A 17,424-nucleotide genomic window follows, 5' to 3' on the forward strand; every position below is an offset into this window, starting at 1 on the left:
GTGGGGGCTCAGGCCGCAATGGGATCAGGCATTGTCGGAGGATTCCTTCGTGCTCGGAAAGCCAAGCAGAGTGTTCGTGACCAACCTTCAGTATCCCGTCGTGGAGACACCCCCACCCCATCCTCCCCCGCAAGCGGGAGAGGGAGCCTGACCGATGTGCTCAGCTCACTCGGTCGCGACATCCATCGGCGGCCCCAGGATCACGCCTTCATTGGCGCGCAGGTCGAGGACGCCTTCGATCTTCTCGCCCTGCCGATCCATGAAGGTCGACAGCAGAACCTCGTTGCTGAAGCCAATCGCGCTGGAGGAGACCGACGCGGGAGCCGCGCCGAAATTCAGCGCGATCACGGCAACACCTTCGGCGGCGCGGCGCCGGAACAGCAGCACATCGCCATGCGCCGCGACAGGCTCATAGCTGCCACGGACGAGTTGCGGCAGCTTTCGCCGCAGCGCGATCAGCGCCTTGTAAAGGTTGAGGATCGAGGTCTGCTCCGCCTCCAGGCTTGCAACATTGTCGCGTGCAAAATCCGGCGCGAGCGGCAGCCACGGTGTGGCGGTCGAGAAGCCGGCATGGCGCTCGGCGCTCCATTGCATCGGCGTGCGGCAGCCGTCGCGGCCGACGCCGATACCAGGCACGTTCTTCTCGAAGGGATCGCGCACCTGGTCGGGGGCGATCGCAACCTGGTGCATGCCGATCTCGTCGCCGTAATAGAGCGTCGGCGTGCCGCGCAGCGTCAGCAGCAGCATGGCTGCCACGCCCGCCTGCGCCGGCCCCACCCGGCTCGCTACCCGCGGCCGGTCGTGATTGCCGAGCACCCAGTTCGGCCACGCCCCAGGCGGCAACGCCTTCTCGTAATCGGCGATGATGTGCTCGACCGAGCGAGCGCTCCATAAGGTCGACAGCAGCGCGAAATTGAACGGCATCTGCGCGCCGCGCAGATCGTTGCCGTAATAGGCCACCAGCCGGTGCAGCGGCAGATAGACCTCACCGATCAGCACGCGGTTGTCGAACTCCTCGGTGACGCGGCGCATCTCGGTGATGACAGCATGGACTTCGAGCTGGTCGGTCGAATATTGCGTCAGCACCTTCTCGTGCGGTGGCCGGCCCTCGCGGTAGTGCGGGTTCGGCGGATTGTCGCGGAATTCGGCATCCTTGATCAGGTGCCAGATCACGTCGACACGAAAGCCGTCGACGCCCTTGCGCAGCCAGACGCGCATCACCTCATAGATCGCGTCCCTGACCTCGCGATTGCGCCAGTTCAGATCGGGCTGCTGCGCAAGGAAGGCGTGATAATAGTACTGGCCGGAAGCTTCGTCATAGGCCCAGGCGCTGCCGCCGAATTCCGACAGCCAGTTGTTGGGCGGACCGCCATCCGGCGCCGGATCGCGCCAGATGTACCAGTCGCGCTTCGGATTATCGCGCGAGCTCTTCGCCTCGATGAACCAGGGGTGCTGATCCGATGTATGGTTCGGCACCAGATCGAGGATCAGCTTGAGGCCGGAATCGTGCGCGGCCGCGACCAGCGCGTCGAAATCCTCCATCGTCCCGAACAGCGGGTCGATGCCGGTGTAATCGGAGATGTCGTAGCCGAAATCGGCCATTGGCGAGGTGAAGATTGGTGACAGCCAGACCGCGTCGACGCCAAGCCGCGTCAGGTAAGGCAGCCGCGCAATGATCCCCCGGAGATCGCCGACGCCGTCGCCATCGCTATCCCCGAACGAGCGCGGATAGATCTGATAGAAGATGCCGCGCCGCCACCAGTCCCGCTCGTCCTGATCCATCCCATTCCCCCTCGCTCTTCGCCCCGTGTCCCCGGGGTTGTCCGAGTTCAGGGATGACGCACAATTCGGGACAGAAAAATGGCGCTGCAGCGCGTCAGTGGCGGACCGTCGCCAGCTGATAGATGGTGATCAGCACCTCGAACAGGATCAGGAAGACGATGATCAGCTCGAGCCGCAGCGAGCGGCTGGTATCGATGATATCGGTCAGTACCTGCGATGTCTCGGCGACGACCGCGAGCTTGCGGTTCAGCGATTCCGCGCGCTCCTTCAATTCGTATTCGTCCTCAAGCCTGGCATAGAGCCGCTCGAGCTGCGGCTTGTCCCAGAGGATGTCGGGCTTCTCCGACACCTCGACTGGTCCGGCCACGCGATGCCGCACCAACAGCGCGTTGCCGATGTGCTTGAGGATCGCAACGCGGCCGCCATTGACCCGGCCGCCCTTGGCGAGCTCGCGAGCAAGCGGTTCGGTGGTGTCGAAGACAGCTCGTACCTCGCGCTCATGTCGCGCCAGCACCACGCTTTTCGCCAGCGCTTCGCCGACCAGGATCAGCCGTTCCGGCGACAGGCTTTGCAGATAGATCGGACCGCCCGGCGGAATCTGGTCTTCCTTCTCGGCGGCGAGCTCGATGATCGCGATCTCCTCTTCTCGTCGGGAGAACAAACCGGTCATGCGCGACTGCAGGCTGCGCAGGAATTCATCCTCCTCCAACGCATTGAGTCCGATCAGGACGACGACGCCGTAGCGAAACAGGACCGCGACACCATTGTCATTGACGCGAAACGCCAGCGGCGTCGTGGCCAGCACGTCGCCGCGCTCGAGGCCGGACGTGTTGATGCGGTCCGCGACGAAGAAGGCGCGGGCGGTGGTCCGGGGTCCGCCGAGCGGTGAGTTGGGAGCCTGGGTCATGAAGTTCCGGACTGCGAGGACTTGACGCGTGATCGGGAGCAACCGCCTACCAGTCGGCTCACGAACTTGTTTTGCTGCAGGTGACCTTATCACGGTCCGTTTTGGGATCACACGCCGGGGCAGGCGCATTTCCCGTGCGTGTTGACGGCATTGCCCGGTAGCCTATGGTGCCCCCATGAACGAGACAACCGACACCAAACCGAAGGCCGGCGCGATCATCGTGCCGGTGACGCTGTTCGAACAGAACTGCACCATCATCTGGCACGAGCCCACCAAGAAAGCCGTGGTGATCGACCCCGGCGGCGACGTGCCGAAGATTCAGGCCGCGATCAAGCAGACCGGCGTGACGGTCGAGAAGATCTGGCTGACCCATGGTCATATCGACCATGTCGGCGGCGCCGCCGAACTGCGCGATGCGTTGCAGGTCAAGATCGAGGGCCCGCATATCGCCGACAAATATCTGCTCGACAATGTCGTCTCGAGCGGCGAGCGCTTCGGCATGACCGGGGTGCGCAATTTCGGCCCCGACCGCTGGCTCGACGAGGGCGATCAGGTTTCGATCGGCGATCTCACCTTCGACATCCTGCACTGCCCCGGCCATTCACCGGGCAGCGTCGTGTTCTTCAACAAGGAGCTGCGCTTCGCCCATGTCGGCGACGTGTTGTTCGCGGGCTCGGTCGGGCGCACCGACCTGCCCGGCGGCAGCCATCCGACGCTGATCCAGTCGATCAAGCAGAAGCTGCTGCCGCTCGGCGACGATGTCGGCTTCATCTGCGGCCATGGCGCGGGATCGAGCATCGGCCAGGAGCGGATGACGAACCCGTTCCTGACCGGCGAGATGTAGCGCCTCGTTCGCGCATCAACTTACGGCTGCTTCATGAGCCCCGCGGCGGTCAGCGCCCGCGTGATGACGCGGCTGACATTGACGCCATTGCTCCGCGGCTTGCCCTGCTGCTTGGCTTGCTTCTTTCCCGGCCGGCCGCTGCTGCGACCGGTTGCAGGCTCGGGCTTGTCCGCGGGCACCGGTATCGTCATCGAGATCGTGTCGGCGTTCTCGCGCGGCACGCCGGTCGGCGCGATCTGCGGCTGACGGACCTTGTCGGTCAGGCCGAAGAAGCTCGCGATGTGATAGGACGAGGAGATTCCGGCCTCGATCAGGAACGCGCCCTCGACGCCGTAACGCTCGTCATTGCCGGCAAGCCCGAGCGGCGTGCCATGCGCCATGTCCGTGATCGAATAGGATTCGACCAGCGTCTCGCCGTCGGCGTTCCACCACACCTCGCGCGGATGGCCGTCGACGTCGGCTTTCGACATCGCCGCAAGCGGCAGGCCGTGCAGATCGAGCCACTGCCGGACGACCGCATCGGCGTTGCCCGGATGCACGGTGCGGTCGGCGCTGCCGTGCCACACCGAGATCCGCGGCCACTCGCCCTTGTGCGTCGACGCCTTGCGCACGAGGTCGCCGAGCTCCGGCGCCGACAATGCGCTTCCCTGCATCATGGCGCCGAGCGCCTCACGCAGATTGCCGGCGACACCAAACGGCAGCCCGGCGATGATGGCGCCGGCGGCAAACACATCCGGATAGGTCGCGAGCATGACGGTCGCCATCGCACCGCCGGCGGAGAGACCCGTCACGAAGATCCGGCGCGGATCGATCTTGTGCGCGCCGGCGATGTGACCAACCATCTCCCTGATCGATGCGGCTTCGCCCTGGCCGCGCGCGGTGTCTTCCGGATCGAACCAGTTGAAGCAGGTGTTGGCGTTGTTGGCGGACTGCTGCTCGGGCATCAACAGCGCAAAGCCGTAGTGCTTCGCGAGTGTCGACCAGCCGGCGCCGAGATCGTACGACGCGGCGGTCTGGCCGCAGCCATGCAGCACGACGACGAGCGCCGGCGATCGCGCCAGCTGCTCGGGCACGTATGAGAACATCTTCAGCGCACCGGGATTGGTGCCGAATTCGGTCGTCTCGACAAGCGGCGTCGGCACGGCTGGCGCAAGCGCACCGAGACCGTTGAACGCGTTCATCTTGGGCAGATGACGCAGAAATTCGATGTTGTTGACCAGCGACAACAGCAACTCCTGAGGTGATTTTTCTTGTGTGTCACCCGATCAGATAATTGCTGCACTGCGAAATGAAAAGGCCGTGTGCTGTCTTTCCCCGCGGAATAGTGAGATTCGGCGTTAACGCGTGATCGGAACCGACCAAGGTGCGGATCGCTCGAAATAGTTGCCTTAGCACCTTGTTTGAGCATGAACTTTTCGAAAATGGCGCGCCATCGCCTGCGGATTCATGCAGTGGCGCGGCGCATCCATGACAGAAATGCGGCTGAAATAGCGATCGACAGCACAAACAATGCGCATGCCGTAAACAACGCCAGATGTGCTGATCTCGCGCTCTCAACGGCGAAGAAAACCGCGCCGATCGCGGCAACACCGGCTGCATTGCCGATCTGCGTCGTGGTGCCATACATGCCGGAGCCGGCGCCCGCGCTCGCCGGCTTCACGCTCGACAGCACCGCACTCGACAGCGGCGCCATCACCAGACCCTGACCGTAGCCGAAGACCATCAGCACCAGCGCGAGCAGCAGCGCCGATGGCGCCGCGATCGCCTGAACCGTCGCGACCAGCACACCGAGACCAACGATCTGCAGGGCGCAGCCCTCGATCAACACCAGGGTGCCGCGATGCCTGGCGCGGATGCCGCTGTGGCGCGAGGCAATCACGAAGGTCAGCGCGAGCGGCACAAACACCAGCCCGGCCTGCAATGGCGGAATCTGCAGACCCTTCTGCATGAACATGGTCATGATCAGATAGAAGGACAGATTGGCGAAGAAGAAGAAAAACACCGCGACCAGCCCGCGCATGAAGGCGAGATCCGACAGCAGCGACAGGTCGATCAGCGGCATGCCGCCGCGGCGCGCGACGCTGCGTTCGAGCCGTACGAAGGCCGCGATCACGGCGACACCGGCTGCCATCACTACCCACACCCACGCCGTCCAGCCGAGATCGTGTCCGAACAGCAGCGGACCGATCAGGCACAATAGGCCCACGAACAACACGATCGCGCCGGGAATATCGAGCCGCGTGCCGGCGCGGCGCGGCACCGTCGGCATGATCTTCAGCGCGGCTGCGATGATGACGACGCCGAACGGCACGTTGACGAAGAACACCGCGCGCCAGCCGAGGCCGGCGAGATCGAGCGTCACCAGCACGCCGCCAAGCATGAAGCCGGCCGCGCCCGCGAGCCCCAGCACGATGCCATAGATGCCGAACGCCCGCGCACGCGTGGCGTCGGAGAACAATAGATGCAGCGTCGCCAGCACCTGCGGTACCATCAACGCCGCGGTCGCGCCTTGCGCCAGCCGTGCGATGATCAGCTCAGGTCCGGACTGCGCGAGACCGCACCACAGCGAGGTCACCGAGAAGCCCGCGACGCCGGCGATGAACACGTTCCTGGTGCCGTGGATATCGCCGAGCCGGCCGCCGGTGACCACCAGCGTGGCATAGGCGATCAGATAGATCGCGATCACAGCCTCGATCTGCGCCGGCGTTGCGTGCAGCTCCACCGCAATCGTCGGGATAGCGACGTTGACGATGAAGGCATCGACACCGAACATGAACTGGGCGGCGACGACGATCGCCAGCACCCACCAGCGGCGGGAGGTGTCCGCGCGCGTCGCAACGATCTGATGCATGCCCTGTCCTGCCCGAAATGACGATACGGCCGACATCAGCAGATTCCGGTCATCCCTTCGATTACCTCGGACGTAAGCGTTGGTTCACGGGCACGTCATCCATGGCCGTGGCGCATCTGCCCGTGCAACTTGCGTTGATGCGCTGGGAAACATTCCGGAGGACGGCAATCGCCGCCGATTTGCGCAACAACCATGCGGGCGCCGCAACCCCGGAGCATTGCCTTGCTTTCGCCCACCCCGTAGGTTGGCGGAAAGCCCCCGATAACAATAAGTTGGAGAGAACGACCAATGGCGCGCCTCAAGTTCGGAGCCTTCCTCGCCCCGCATCACCCGATCGGCGAGCATCCGATGCTGCAATTCCGCCGCGACCTCGATTTCGTCGAGCAGCTCGACGCGCTCGGTTACGACGAATTCTGGTGCGGCGAGCACCATTCCTCGGGCTGGGAGACGATCGCCTCGCCGGAAATGTTCCTGGCCGCCGCCGGCGAGCGCACCAAGCGCATCAAGCTCGGCACCGGCGTGATCTCGCTGCCCTACCATCATCCCTTCAACGTCGCGCAGCGCATGGTGCAGCTCGACCACATGACCGGCGGCCGCGCCATCTTCGGCTCCGGCCCCGGCGCGCTCGCCTCCGACGCGCATACGCTCGGCATCGACCCGATGACCCAGCGCGACCGCCAGGACGAGGCGATCGCGGTGATCCGGCGCCTGTTCAACGGCGAGCGCGTCACCGCCAAGACCGACTGGTTCGAGATGCATGACGCCGCGCTGCAGATCCTGCCGCTGCAGGAGGACATGCCGTTCGTGGTGGCTTCGCAGATCTCGCCGTCGGGCATGACGCTCGCCGGCAAATACGGCATCGGCATCATCTCGCTGGGCTCGATGTCGACCCAGGGCCTGATGGCGCTGCCGCAGCAGTGGCAGTTCGCCGAGGACGCCGCCGCGAAGGCCGGCACCACAGTGAGCCGCGCAAACTGGCGCGTGCTGCTGTCCTGGCACATCGCCGAGACCCGCGAGCAGGCGCGGCGCGAGGCCGGCGCCGGGCTGCTGCGCTGGCACAACGAGTATAATGTCGGCACCTTGATGCGGCCGGGCCTGACCGCGTTCGCCTCTGCGGATGAAGCCGTCGACAAGACCGCCTTCGTCGAAGGCGCCGCGTCCACCATCGGCACGCCCGATGATCTGATCAAGATGATCAAGAATCTGGTCGACGTCTCCGGCGGCGTCGGTTCGATCATCGGCTTCGCCCATGACTGGGCCAATGTCGAAAACACCCGTCGCAGCTGGGACCTGGTCGCGCGCTATGTCGTGCCGGAGATCAACGGCTATATCGACGGCCTGCGCAAGTCGCGCCAGTTCCTGGTCGACAACCGCGCCGTGTTCGAGCGCGCCGGCCAGGCCGTGATGGCCAAGATCATGCAGAACGACAAGGCCGCCGCGGCGCTCCAGCATACCGGCACGGGCCGCGTGGCAATCCCGGCCGTGAATGCGCCCGATCTTGCGAAGGAAGCCGCGAAGCAGAAGGCGTGATTTATGGCGTTCGCCCCGAGGGGGAACGCACATCGCGCCACATTCACAATCGTCGTCCTGGCTTTCCCCAGGACGACGCGGTGGCTAGTTCGCGATTCAAGATGCCAAACAACGCGGTGTCATCACCCGCAAAAGCGGGTGATCCAGTATTCCAGAGGCGTTTGTGCTTGAGCCGAGAGGCCGCGGCGTAGTGGCTTTCGCCTATTCGAAACGCAGTGCCACAATCGGATCAAGCCGCGCGGCGCGATGGGCCGGATAGAGGCCGAACGCAATTCCGATGAACCCCGCAAATCCGCAAGCCAAGATGATGGCCCAGGGACTGATCAAAACTGGCCAACCAGCCTTCCACGCGATTGCGACTGCCGCGGCGGCCCCCATAAACGCACCCACAAGCCCTCCGACCAACGCCAGGATCGCGGCTTCGATGAGAAATTGCCATCGTATTTCGCGGCGGCGAGCTCCGACGGCCATGCGCAAACCGATTTCGCGGGTACGTTCGGTTACCGAAACCAGCATGATGTTCATGATGCTGATGCCGCCAACGACCAGCGAGACCGCAGCCACCGCAATCAACAAGCTGGCGAGCAGCCGCACTGCGGCCCCTCGTGCATACAGAACATCCGCCGGATTCTCGATCCTGAAATCGCTGGGGGCATCTCCGCGAATGCGGTGCCGCTGTCGAAGCAGGGCCTCAACGACGCGCTGGATCTCCGACATTGCAGTCGTGTCCGAAACCTTGACCGAGATGAAATCCAATGCCTCGCGGGTCGTGCCGCGCACGGCTCCGAGCACGCGGCTTTTCGCAGCCGACAGCGGAATGAACACGACGTCGTCCTGGCTGCGGCCAGCCGCGCCCAACCCCTTTTTGTCCAGCACGCCAATCACGGCGAAGGGGACGTTGCCAATCCGGAGCGTCTCGCCGATTCCCGAGCCCCCATTGAAGAGCTCCTCGACGATAACCGCTCCCACGATGGCAACTTTCGCTCCGGATGCGATCTCATCGCTCGTAAACAACCGGCCGCTGGCAACCTGCCATTCGCGAGCCACCAGGTAGTCGGGATTTATTCCGGCCACCACGGTCACCCAGTTCCTGTTTGCCGCCACGAGCGGCAGGGAACGCGACGACAGCGGAGCCGCGACCTGAACGTCCGCCAGTTCGCGGCGAATAGAAGCGGCGTCCTCTACGGTCAGCGTCGGCTGCGTTCCCGACTCAAGCCTCGCCCCTCCCGAGTTCCTGGCTCCGGGCATGACGAGCAGGAGATTGGCTCCGAGCGTGCGGATCTTCTCGGAGACTTCCGCCTGTGCGCCAGCTCCGACTGAGACCATGCAGACCACCGCTCCAACGCCAACGACGATCCCAAGCACGGTCAAGGCGCTCCGCAGCTTGTTGACCCGGAGCGCCCGAGCAGCGATTCGCAAGCTCTCCAGCGGACTCATGGCACGGGATCCATAGCGAGGGCGGCCGGACGCAAATTGTCTGATGCCGAGGAGTCTTCGATGATTTCTCCATCGTGCAAGGTGATCAGGCGCCGCGCACGATTGGCGACCTCGGTGGCGTGCGTAACCACGATGATCGTGTGCCCATCGCGATGGAGAGCCTCGAACAGCGACAGGATCTCGTTGCCGGTGGCACTATCCAGCGATCCGGTCGGCTCGTCGGCGAGAATGAGAGCTGGATCGTTCACTGTCGCACGGGCGATGACAACCCGCTGCTGCTCTCCTCCCGAGAGTTGGTTTGGCCAATGATGGCCGCGGTCGCCCAGGCCCACGCGGTCAAGCGCATCCTTGGCCGTGCGACGTCGCCTGGAGGGAGAAACGCCGGCGTAGATCAGCGGAAGTTCGACATTTTCCAGCGCGGTTGCCCGCGGCAGAAGGGCCGGCTGCTGGAATATGAACCCGATGTCGTGGCTCCTGACGGTCGCGCGTCCGTCTTCGCCCAGCTTTGCAACTTCCCGACCATTGAACGCGTATGTGCCGGAATTGGGTCGATCCAACAGACCCAAGAGGTTCATCAGAGTCGACTTTCCCGAACCCGACCGACCCCGTATCGCGACAAACTCGCCGTGCTCGATTGCGAGCGACACATTCGATACCGCGCGGACGATCGTGCCGCCGGAAGGATAGCTTTTTGAAATTCCAACGGTTCGAACCAGGGGCTGCATCCTAGAATCCGATCTCAAAATCCGAGGCGCACGCCGAAATAGCCCCTTTGCTTTTGCGAGTTCGCAATCCCGATGATCACATGCTGGTCCTCCGCGAGCGCGCCCTCCAGCAATTCGGCGCTGTTGTCGTCGCTCGCCCCCAGTCTCACTGCAACGGGTTGCGGTCGCCCACCGTCACCGACAAGCCATACCGTCACAGACGGTTGGGAGGAGGCGGCCTTGTCTGCACTCTGGTGACCCGTCGAAGAGCCGGCATCGTTCGGCCGGAAGCGCAGCGCCTGGTTGGGAATTTTGAGGATCCCGCGCGTATCGCTCACCACAATCCGAAGCTGGGCAGTCATTCCCGGCAGCAGCAAAAGGTCCGGATTTGGCGCGGAAACGATCGTCGTATAGGTGACGACGTTTTGTACGACTTCGGGGGACTTGCGGATCTGGAGAATCTGCCCGCTGAAGGTCCGGTCGGGATAAGCGTCCACCGTGAACTGGACCGTCTGACCCACTTTCAACTGCCCGACATCGGCCTCGTCGATCTTGCCATGGACTTCCATCTCACGCAGATCGTCCGCAATCTTGAACAACGTCTTGGCTTCGAGACTGACGGCGACCGTTTGTCCCGGATTGACATCCCGCTTGATGATGATTCCGTTGATCGGCGCACGGAGCACGGTTCGACCGAGATCGACCTCGGCCTGATCGACGGCCGCCTGCCGCTGCTCGATGACCGCCTGTGCATTCTCGAGATTGGCCTCGGCCATTTGGCTTTCCGCCTCTGCAATCGCAATGGCCTCGGCTTTCATCTGGATTTGCTCGAGCGAGGCGCGCAGGTCGGCAGCTCCCGCATCGCGCAGCGAGCGCGCCTGGCTCAGGTCTCGCTCGGTACCGCTTCCACTGCGTGCCAATGCGAGCTTTCGCTGGAATTCCCGCTCCGCTTCTTCTTGTCTGACCTTGCTCGCAGTCGATTGATCTTCCGCCAGCTTTTCGGCAGTCCGCGCATTCGTCACTGCGACCTTCGCTCGTTCCAGCGCGGCCTTTTCCACTTGAGCGGTGGCTCTCGCCACTCTCAGGGCAGCTCTTGCTTCTTTGACGCGGGCCGCAAAAATCTCCTGATCTATTCGCGCGATCGGCTGCCCGGCAGTTACGCTGTCGTTGAAACTAACGAACACCTCGGCAATCTGTCCTGACAATTGCGAGCTGACATCGACGTTTACGACCGCCTCAACGGTGCCGTTGGCCTTCACCAGGGTCGAGATGCTGCCCCGTTCAACCGGGGCCGTGAGGAAGGTCGGGGCCGAGTTATCTTGACCATAGGTATAGCCCAGCCCGACCATCAAGGCGCACAACAGAAATGCCACGCCGACGAAACGCATGTGGCTGTCATCCTGCTTCAACGCATTGCCGGCTTGTCCGAGGCATCCGCGCTTTCGGCCACAGCAGGCAAGTCAGGCCCTGCACCCTTCAGGGCTAGGGCGCTTGGTGCATGCAAGCGACGTCATATTGGGAAACGGCGGCCGTCGAATTTGCGTTAGCTGCCGATGCTGTGCCTAGATTTCCCGCATAGACGTTGCCTGCTTGCCCACTTGGATTGAACGGTGATCCGGGCGCTGCCGTAGCATTCCCCGGAGTGTTAATACCTGTACCACTGGTGGTACAGCTAAAGCCGTGATTGGAGCCATGCTGGCCTGTCGTGGGATTTTGAGCAGGCTTGACGGGAGGACCCGCGCCCAACACCACGCCCGCGGACGGAAGCAGCAGGCAGGCGCCGATAGCGAGAGAGACTAACACGTGCTTCATCTCTGCACTCCTTTGAAGACGATTTTGCGCATTGCAGTTACTGGCTGAATTGCGAAGCGCCAGCATTGGCCGACGCTCCATGAGTGCGCATCGACCATCCCCTTGCCATCGGTGGTTTGGTCGCTGCGAGCAAAGAACGCCGAGCAGCGCAGAATGTCCCATGCCATCTCCGTTTTTTTGAGGTACCTCCCCTAGGCCACGACAGCGAAGCTGACTTATTTTTCAGAAACTAACTTGCAAGTCATTTTGGGAAGTCATTTTCGGAAGTCATTTTCGATTTAGCGTCGAAGGAATGCCACCTCGGCGCGAGACTGGTACGTGACCTTCACCGCGTGAAGGCCGCTGCCGATCCAAAGCCGACATGCAGTCTCATCGAGCCAGCCCGACGTCACCATTCGTGGCTGAAGTGGACGTCTATGCGCGAAGGCTACGCCACTGCTCCGATGCCGACGACGTCGATGCCGTCGACGCGGCCGCGGATCGGGAGCGTGCCGAGATCGCTCAGCGGAAATGGCGGCGGCGCGGCGAAGCGCGCCATCGCCGCGCGCGAGGCGAGGAAGCCGCCATCGACCTTGCGGCTCAGCTCTTCCAGCCGCGCCGCGGTATTCATGACATCGCCGTTGAACACGATCGCGCGCTTGACGTCGCCGATCTCGCCGACGATCACGGGGCCGAAATGCAAGCTGCCGCGGATTTGCGGCACCGCGCCGAATTCACGCTCGAACTGTGGCGCCGCCTTCTGCAACGCGCGGCGCATCGCCACGAAGCAGCGCAGCGGCCGGCAATCGACCGCGCCGCTCTGTTCGGGCCAGGTTACGATGATCTCGTCCCCGACATAGTTGAGCACCTCGCCGCGATAATCGACCACCGACTGTGTCAGCAGGCGGAAGGTGCGGTCGAGAAAACGATGGATGCCGATGCCGCCGAGACGCTCGGCGAGCCCGGTCGATCCGGCGATATCGACGAACAGCACGAAGCGGTCTTCCTCGACCGGCGCGTGATAGCGCCCGGTGACGAAGTTCATCAGGGCGCGCGAGCCGATCAGGTTGGCGATGCCGAATCCCAGATTGACCAGCACCGAGACGATGGCGGAACGGGCGAAACTCGACCAGAAATCCTGCAGCGAATCCTGCGGCGCCACCCCTGCGATGCGTTCGCCCGGCTGCAGCAGCTGGATGCCGATGATGATGGCCGCGTAGACGGCGCTGCGCACGGCCAGATTGGAGAGGAAGGACAGGCGTTTGAGCCAGTCCCAATCTTCAAGGACGAACAGCTCGATCGAGCCGATCACGCCGGCAAGCAGGAGCCCGTAGGTGATGCCGACGGTCAACTGGGCAGCGCCGCCGCCGAAGGCGCTGAGCGTGATCGCGACGCCGGACAGGATTCCGGCGACAAGGACGGCGGCAAGACGTTGCAGCTTCCGCTCGAGCCTGGCGTTCATGCTTTCTGCCCTGGCGACTGTCGCAGCTACGCCCCCTGATCGAACGCCTTGCGCAACGACACATAGCCCGCCTGCTGCTGGCTCCAGTTGCGGCCGCCGGTGATGGCGCCGTCGACGACGAGGTCGTGGCCGTTGATGAAGCTGGATTCGTCGCTCGCCAGGAACACCGCGGCATGCGCGATGTCGTCGGGCAAGCCGGCGCGCGGGATCGGCTGCGCCGCCTTGTAGACTTCGCGCATCACGGAAGCGGTCTTCTCGGCCGCATCGGTCGACAACCCGAGCGCCTTGCCGAAAATCCCGGTGGCGATCGCACCGGGCGAGATCGAGTTGACGCGAATGCCGGACTCGCCGAGCTCCATCGCCACGCATTTGGTGAAATGAATCACCGCGGCCTTCGCCGCGCCATAGACCATCGACGAGGAAAACCCCGCGAGCCGTCCGGCAATGCTGCCATTGTTGATGATGCTGCCGGAGCCCTGCTTGCGCATGTACGGCGCCGCATGCTTCATGCCGAGCATGACGCTGCGCACCAGGGTTGCCATCGCCGCGTCGAACCGCTCGACGTCGAGGGCCTCGATGCCGCCGGTCTGCGCCGGACCGCCGGCATTGTTGAACAGGCAGTCGATCCGGCCGAACTTCTCCACCGCAAGCGCGATCAGCGCCTGCATCTGGTCCTCGACCGTGACGTCGGTCTGCTGAAACACGCAAGCCCCGCCGAGCTGTTGCGCCAACGCCTCGCCCTCCGGCGCGCGGCGCCCGGCGATCACGATCCGCGCGCCCTCGGCAACAAAGACCTCCGCCGTGCGCAACCCGATGCCGCTGGTCGCACCGGTGATCACCGCGACCTTGCCGTCCAGCCGTCCCATGCCGGTCCCCCTATTAACGTTTGATGTTGCGGATATTCCCCAGCTGCTTCCACCAACGCAAGCGGAGGCGCGGTTAACGGTGGTCAAGGTCCACCTGTGACCAGAAGGCCACAACTGCGGTTTTTCGGTCGCAGCGGCCTTATTTTGGGTCGCCTGTTCACGTGAACTGGAACGACCGATGGCGAAATGGATCGACGAATTCAGGGCGGGTTGGCGGGGCGATTCCCAGCCTTCGATCCTGCTTGCGGCGAGCTTCGCGGTGCTCTGTCTCGTTTTGGCCACGGCCGCGCGCTTCGGGCTCGCCCAGATCAGGCCGGATGTGTTCTTCACGCCCTATTTCCCGGCGGTATTCTTCGCGACCGCCCTTGGCGGCTTCCGGATCGGGATCGCGACCGCGCTGGCAAGCGGCCTGCTCGGCGTCATCATCAATTTCAGCAGCGGGCACGCCGATCCGGCGCGCTTTGCACTGCTGATGATCTTCTGGGCGGTGTGCGGCATCGCGATCTGGGGCGTGGAGCACTACCGTTCCCTGGTCGCCCAGCAGCGCGAGGTGTCCAAGCGGCTGATCGAGGAGGAGCAGTACCGCAAGATCGTGGTCGACGAATTGCAGCACCGGCTGAAGAACAAATCCTCGACCATTCATGCCGTGCTGCATCAGGCGCTGCAGGACCGGCCCGATGTCTGGCAGCGCATCGACCATCGCATCCGCGCGCTCTCGGCGACCGACGATCTGATCGCGCGGGTCGACGGCTATGGCTGCGATATCAAGGATTTGTTGCGCTCGGAGCTCGGCCCCTACGGCCACGTGCGGTTCAATCTCAACGGCGAGCAATTGTTCCTGCCCGCCAAGCTCGCCGTCTCGCTGGCGCTGATCTTCCATGAGCTCGCAACCAACGCAGGAAAGTACGGCGCCTTCTCCTCGCCGCGCGGGTTTCTGCAGGTATCGTGGACGGTGGACGATGGACGTCTCAACGTGATCTGGGACGAAACCGAGGGACCGGTGGTCGAGGCGCTCGGCGAACCCGGCTTCGGCACCAAGCTGCTGAAGTCGGCGCTGCGGCCGTTCGACGGCAAGACCGAGATCAGTTACCTGAAGACCGGCGTTCACTGCACGATGCAGTGCAAGCTTCCCAACTGTTGATAAGTACGCTTTCCGGCACAGGCGCATTTTCCGGTGCAACCGTGCGCGCCGCAATCGCTTTCACCAGCGGCTGAAGCCGACATTGATACTCTGTTAATGACGATTGCCGCGACGGCTTGCGAAAGCAGCCCGGGTCTCATTCTGTCACGGCATTTCGCAGGTCCGCTTAACCAAAACTACAACGGACTTTGCCAAGGTCGGCACATGCATAGTTTCACCAAAAGCGATTTTCAGGCGGGCGCGGCAACGACCAGCCAGGACGACATTTCCGGAAATGAACTGCGCATCCTGCGCGACCTTCTCCAGCTGCTGCCGGCAGGCGTGACGGTGCAGGACGAGCAGGGCCAGTTCATCTTGGTGAACGAAGCGGCAGCGAGCCAGCTGCAGCTGGCGGCGAGCGCGAGTCAGCCGGCGCCGGTCGATGATCGGCACGCCGCCAATCTGGACATGCTGCGCAGCGGCCGTCCGGTGGTACTCGAGGAAGTGCTCTCCTGCGGTGCATCCAAATACGTGTTTCTCACCTCGCATCGGCCGGTCCAGATCGCCGGCCGCAACCTGTTGATCTCGACCTCGACCGACATCAGCGAGCAGAAGGCGTTCGAGGACCAGCTGTTCCGCTCGGCCTATTACGATGAACTGACCGGCCTGCCGACCCGGCGGGTGATCGAGCATCGGGTCAACGGCCTGATCCGCGACTCCGCGCAGAGCTGTTTCGCACTCGCCTTTCTCGACGTCGACAATTTCAAGCACATCAACGACTATTACGGCCACGCGATCGGCGATGCGCTGCTGGTCGAACTGTCCAAACGACTCGGCCACGCGCTGCGCGACACCGATATCCTGTCGCGGATTTCCGGTGACGAATTCCTGCTGCTGCTGAACCCGATCAGCGGCAATGACGAGGTTGCCGAGTTCATCCACGTTATGCAGGAGCGGCTGAAGGCGCCATTCTTCATCGAGGAATCCGAGATCTTCGCCTCGACCTCGATCGGCGTCAGCCTCTATCCGATGCACGGCAGGAGTTACGAGGCGCTGCGCCAGAATGCCGATATCGCGATGTACCGCGTCAAGAACAACGGCAAGGGCTCGACCGCGTTCTTCGACAACAGCATGGAGCGCGAGGCGCTGGCGCGGATGAAGATCGAGCAGTCGCTGCGGCTGGCGATCCTGGAAAAGCGCTTCTGCTGCGCATTCCAGGCCAAGGTCGATATCCGCACCCACGAGGTCAAGGGCATCGAGGCACTGGTCCGGCTGCGCGACGACGAGGGCGTGATCCAGGCACCGGGCACCTTCATCAACCTCGCCGTCGAGCTCGGCCTGATCGACGAGCTGACGTTTCTGGTGCTGGCGGAAATCGTCAAGTCGATCGACCTGATCAACGACACCTTCGGCCCGACCGCGACGATCAGCATCAATGTCGCGGCCAAGCAGGCCGGCAATCTCGAGTTCATGCGCCGCTTCGCACGCGCGATCGAGGAGACCGGCTTCCCGAAGCGCTTCATGATCGAGGTGACCGAGGACGCGTTCGTGACCCGGTCGCACTTCCAGGACCAGATCCTGCCGATCCTGCGCGGCATCGGCGTCGGCATCTCGATCGACGATTTCGGCATCGGCTATTCGTCGTTGTCGGCGCTCGCCGACATCACCGCCGACGAGATCAAGATCGACCGCTCCTTCATCACCGACATCCATCAGCGGCCGCGCAGCCAGGGCATCCTGCGCGCGATCGAATCGCTGAGCGAGGCGCTCGGCATGACGGTGATCGCCGAGGGCATCGAGTCCTACGAGGAGCTCACCTATCTGCAGGCGGCGACCAAGATCCGCTATGCCCAGGGCTATTACTTCGCCAAGCCGATCTTCCTCGAGGACCTGAAGCCCGCGACGCCGGCCACCAGCGAAAGCCGCGCCAGCATGGCCGCGCGCCCATCCCAGGACAGCCGCCAGAGCTATTCGCGCGCCAACGGCTTCAGGCGGTAACAGCTCCTTCGTTTCAAGCAGGCAGCGGCTGATTGCCAGCTCTCTCCCCGCAAGAGCCAGGGCAATCGCACATGAAATTCAGGTAGCATCGGCGGTCGGCTCCCTCTCCCGCTTGCGGGGGAGGGTTGGGGT

At 63.5% G+C, this 17,424-nt stretch carries 13 protein-coding genes; 4 read left to right on the top strand and 9 right to left on the bottom strand.

Going from position 1 to position 17,424, the window contains the following annotated elements:
- Positions 1-165: 165 nt before the first annotated feature.
- Complete coding sequence (locus tag QMZ05_RS36205) at positions 166-1,782, bottom strand: alpha-amylase family glycosyl hydrolase (RefSeq protein WP_353705104.1); 1,617 nt, start codon at positions 1,780-1,782, stop codon at positions 166-168.
- A gap of 94 nt (positions 1,783-1,876) precedes the next feature.
- A complete protein-coding gene (locus tag QMZ05_RS36210; RefSeq protein ID WP_353705105.1) occupies positions 1,877-2,689 on the bottom strand; it encodes an RMD1 family protein in 813 nt (270 codons plus the stop codon).
- A gap of 175 nt (positions 2,690-2,864) precedes the next feature.
- Here QMZ05_RS36210 and QMZ05_RS36215 point away from each other — a divergent pair, with 175 nt between their 5' ends.
- Positions 2,865-3,533 carry an MBL fold metallo-hydrolase gene (locus QMZ05_RS36215; RefSeq protein ID WP_353705106.1) on the top strand — a complete coding sequence of 223 codons (669 nt, stop codon included), beginning with the start codon at positions 2,865-2,867 and terminating at the stop codon, positions 3,531-3,533.
- 20 nt (positions 3,534-3,553) lie between these two features.
- Here the strand turns inward: QMZ05_RS36215 and QMZ05_RS36220 are convergent, their stop codons facing one another.
- Both QMZ05_RS36220 and QMZ05_RS36225 read right to left on the bottom strand, forming a co-directional pair.
- Positions 3,554-4,759: a PHB depolymerase family esterase gene (locus tag QMZ05_RS36220; RefSeq protein WP_353705107.1), complete on the bottom strand. Its 1,206-nt coding sequence runs from the start codon at positions 4,757-4,759 to the stop codon at positions 3,554-3,556.
- A 218-nt stretch (positions 4,760-4,977) separates the two neighbouring features.
- Positions 4,978-6,384, bottom strand: coding sequence for an MFS transporter (locus QMZ05_RS36225; RefSeq protein WP_353705108.1), 1,407 nt, complete (start codon positions 6,382-6,384; stop codon positions 4,978-4,980).
- A gap of 288 nt (positions 6,385-6,672) precedes the next feature.
- On the opposite strand from QMZ05_RS36225, the gene QMZ05_RS36230 reads away from it, so the two are divergent.
- Positions 6,673-7,914 (top strand): LLM class flavin-dependent oxidoreductase, encoded by a 1,242-nt coding sequence (locus QMZ05_RS36230; protein ID WP_353705109.1) that lies wholly within the window; start codon positions 6,673-6,675, stop codon positions 7,912-7,914.
- Positions 7,915-8,115: 201 nt separating this feature from the next.
- Here QMZ05_RS36230 and QMZ05_RS36235 read toward each other — a convergent pair whose 3' ends face one another.
- From QMZ05_RS36235 to QMZ05_RS36255, 5 genes are all read right to left on the bottom strand, one after another.
- Complete coding sequence (locus QMZ05_RS36235; RefSeq protein WP_353705110.1) at positions 8,116-9,351, bottom strand: ABC transporter permease; 1,236 nt, start codon at positions 9,349-9,351, stop codon at positions 8,116-8,118.
- Entirely contained in the window at positions 9,348-10,076 is a 729-nt protein-coding gene (locus tag QMZ05_RS36240) for an ABC transporter ATP-binding protein (RefSeq protein ID WP_353705111.1), read from the bottom strand. The genes QMZ05_RS36235 and QMZ05_RS36240 overlap by 4 nt, the downstream gene beginning before the upstream one ends.
- A 14-nt stretch (positions 10,077-10,090) precedes the next feature.
- Positions 10,091-11,443 carry an efflux RND transporter periplasmic adaptor subunit gene (locus tag QMZ05_RS36245; RefSeq protein ID WP_353705112.1) on the bottom strand — a complete coding sequence of 451 codons (1,353 nt, stop codon included), beginning with the start codon at positions 11,441-11,443 and terminating at the stop codon, positions 10,091-10,093.
- An 851-nt stretch (positions 11,444-12,294) separates the two neighbouring features.
- Positions 12,295-13,308, bottom strand: coding sequence for an adenylate/guanylate cyclase domain-containing protein (locus tag QMZ05_RS36250; protein ID WP_353705113.1), 1,014 nt, complete (start codon positions 13,306-13,308; stop codon positions 12,295-12,297).
- 26 nt (positions 13,309-13,334) lie between these two features.
- Complete coding sequence (locus QMZ05_RS36255; protein WP_353705114.1) at positions 13,335-14,174, bottom strand: glucose 1-dehydrogenase; 840 nt, start codon at positions 14,172-14,174, stop codon at positions 13,335-13,337.
- A gap of 178 nt (positions 14,175-14,352) precedes the next feature.
- Here QMZ05_RS36255 and QMZ05_RS36260 point away from each other — a divergent pair, with 178 nt between their 5' ends.
- Together QMZ05_RS36260 and QMZ05_RS36265 are read left to right on the top strand one after the other, a co-directional pair.
- Positions 14,353-15,315 carry an HWE histidine kinase domain-containing protein gene (locus tag QMZ05_RS36260; RefSeq protein ID WP_353705115.1) on the top strand — a complete coding sequence of 321 codons (963 nt, stop codon included), beginning with the start codon at positions 14,353-14,355 and terminating at the stop codon, positions 15,313-15,315.
- A 204-nt stretch (positions 15,316-15,519) separates the two neighbouring features.
- Positions 15,520-17,292, top strand: a complete 1,773-nt coding sequence (locus QMZ05_RS36265; RefSeq protein WP_353705116.1) for an EAL domain-containing protein — start codon at positions 15,520-15,522, stop codon at positions 17,290-17,292.
- Positions 17,293-17,424 lie beyond the last annotated feature (132 nt).

It is taken from the genome of Bradyrhizobium sp. INPA03-11B, from assembly GCF_040446015.1.
In the GTDB taxonomy this organism is placed as follows: domain Bacteria; phylum Pseudomonadota; class Alphaproteobacteria; order Rhizobiales; family Xanthobacteraceae; genus Bradyrhizobium; species Bradyrhizobium macuxiense_A.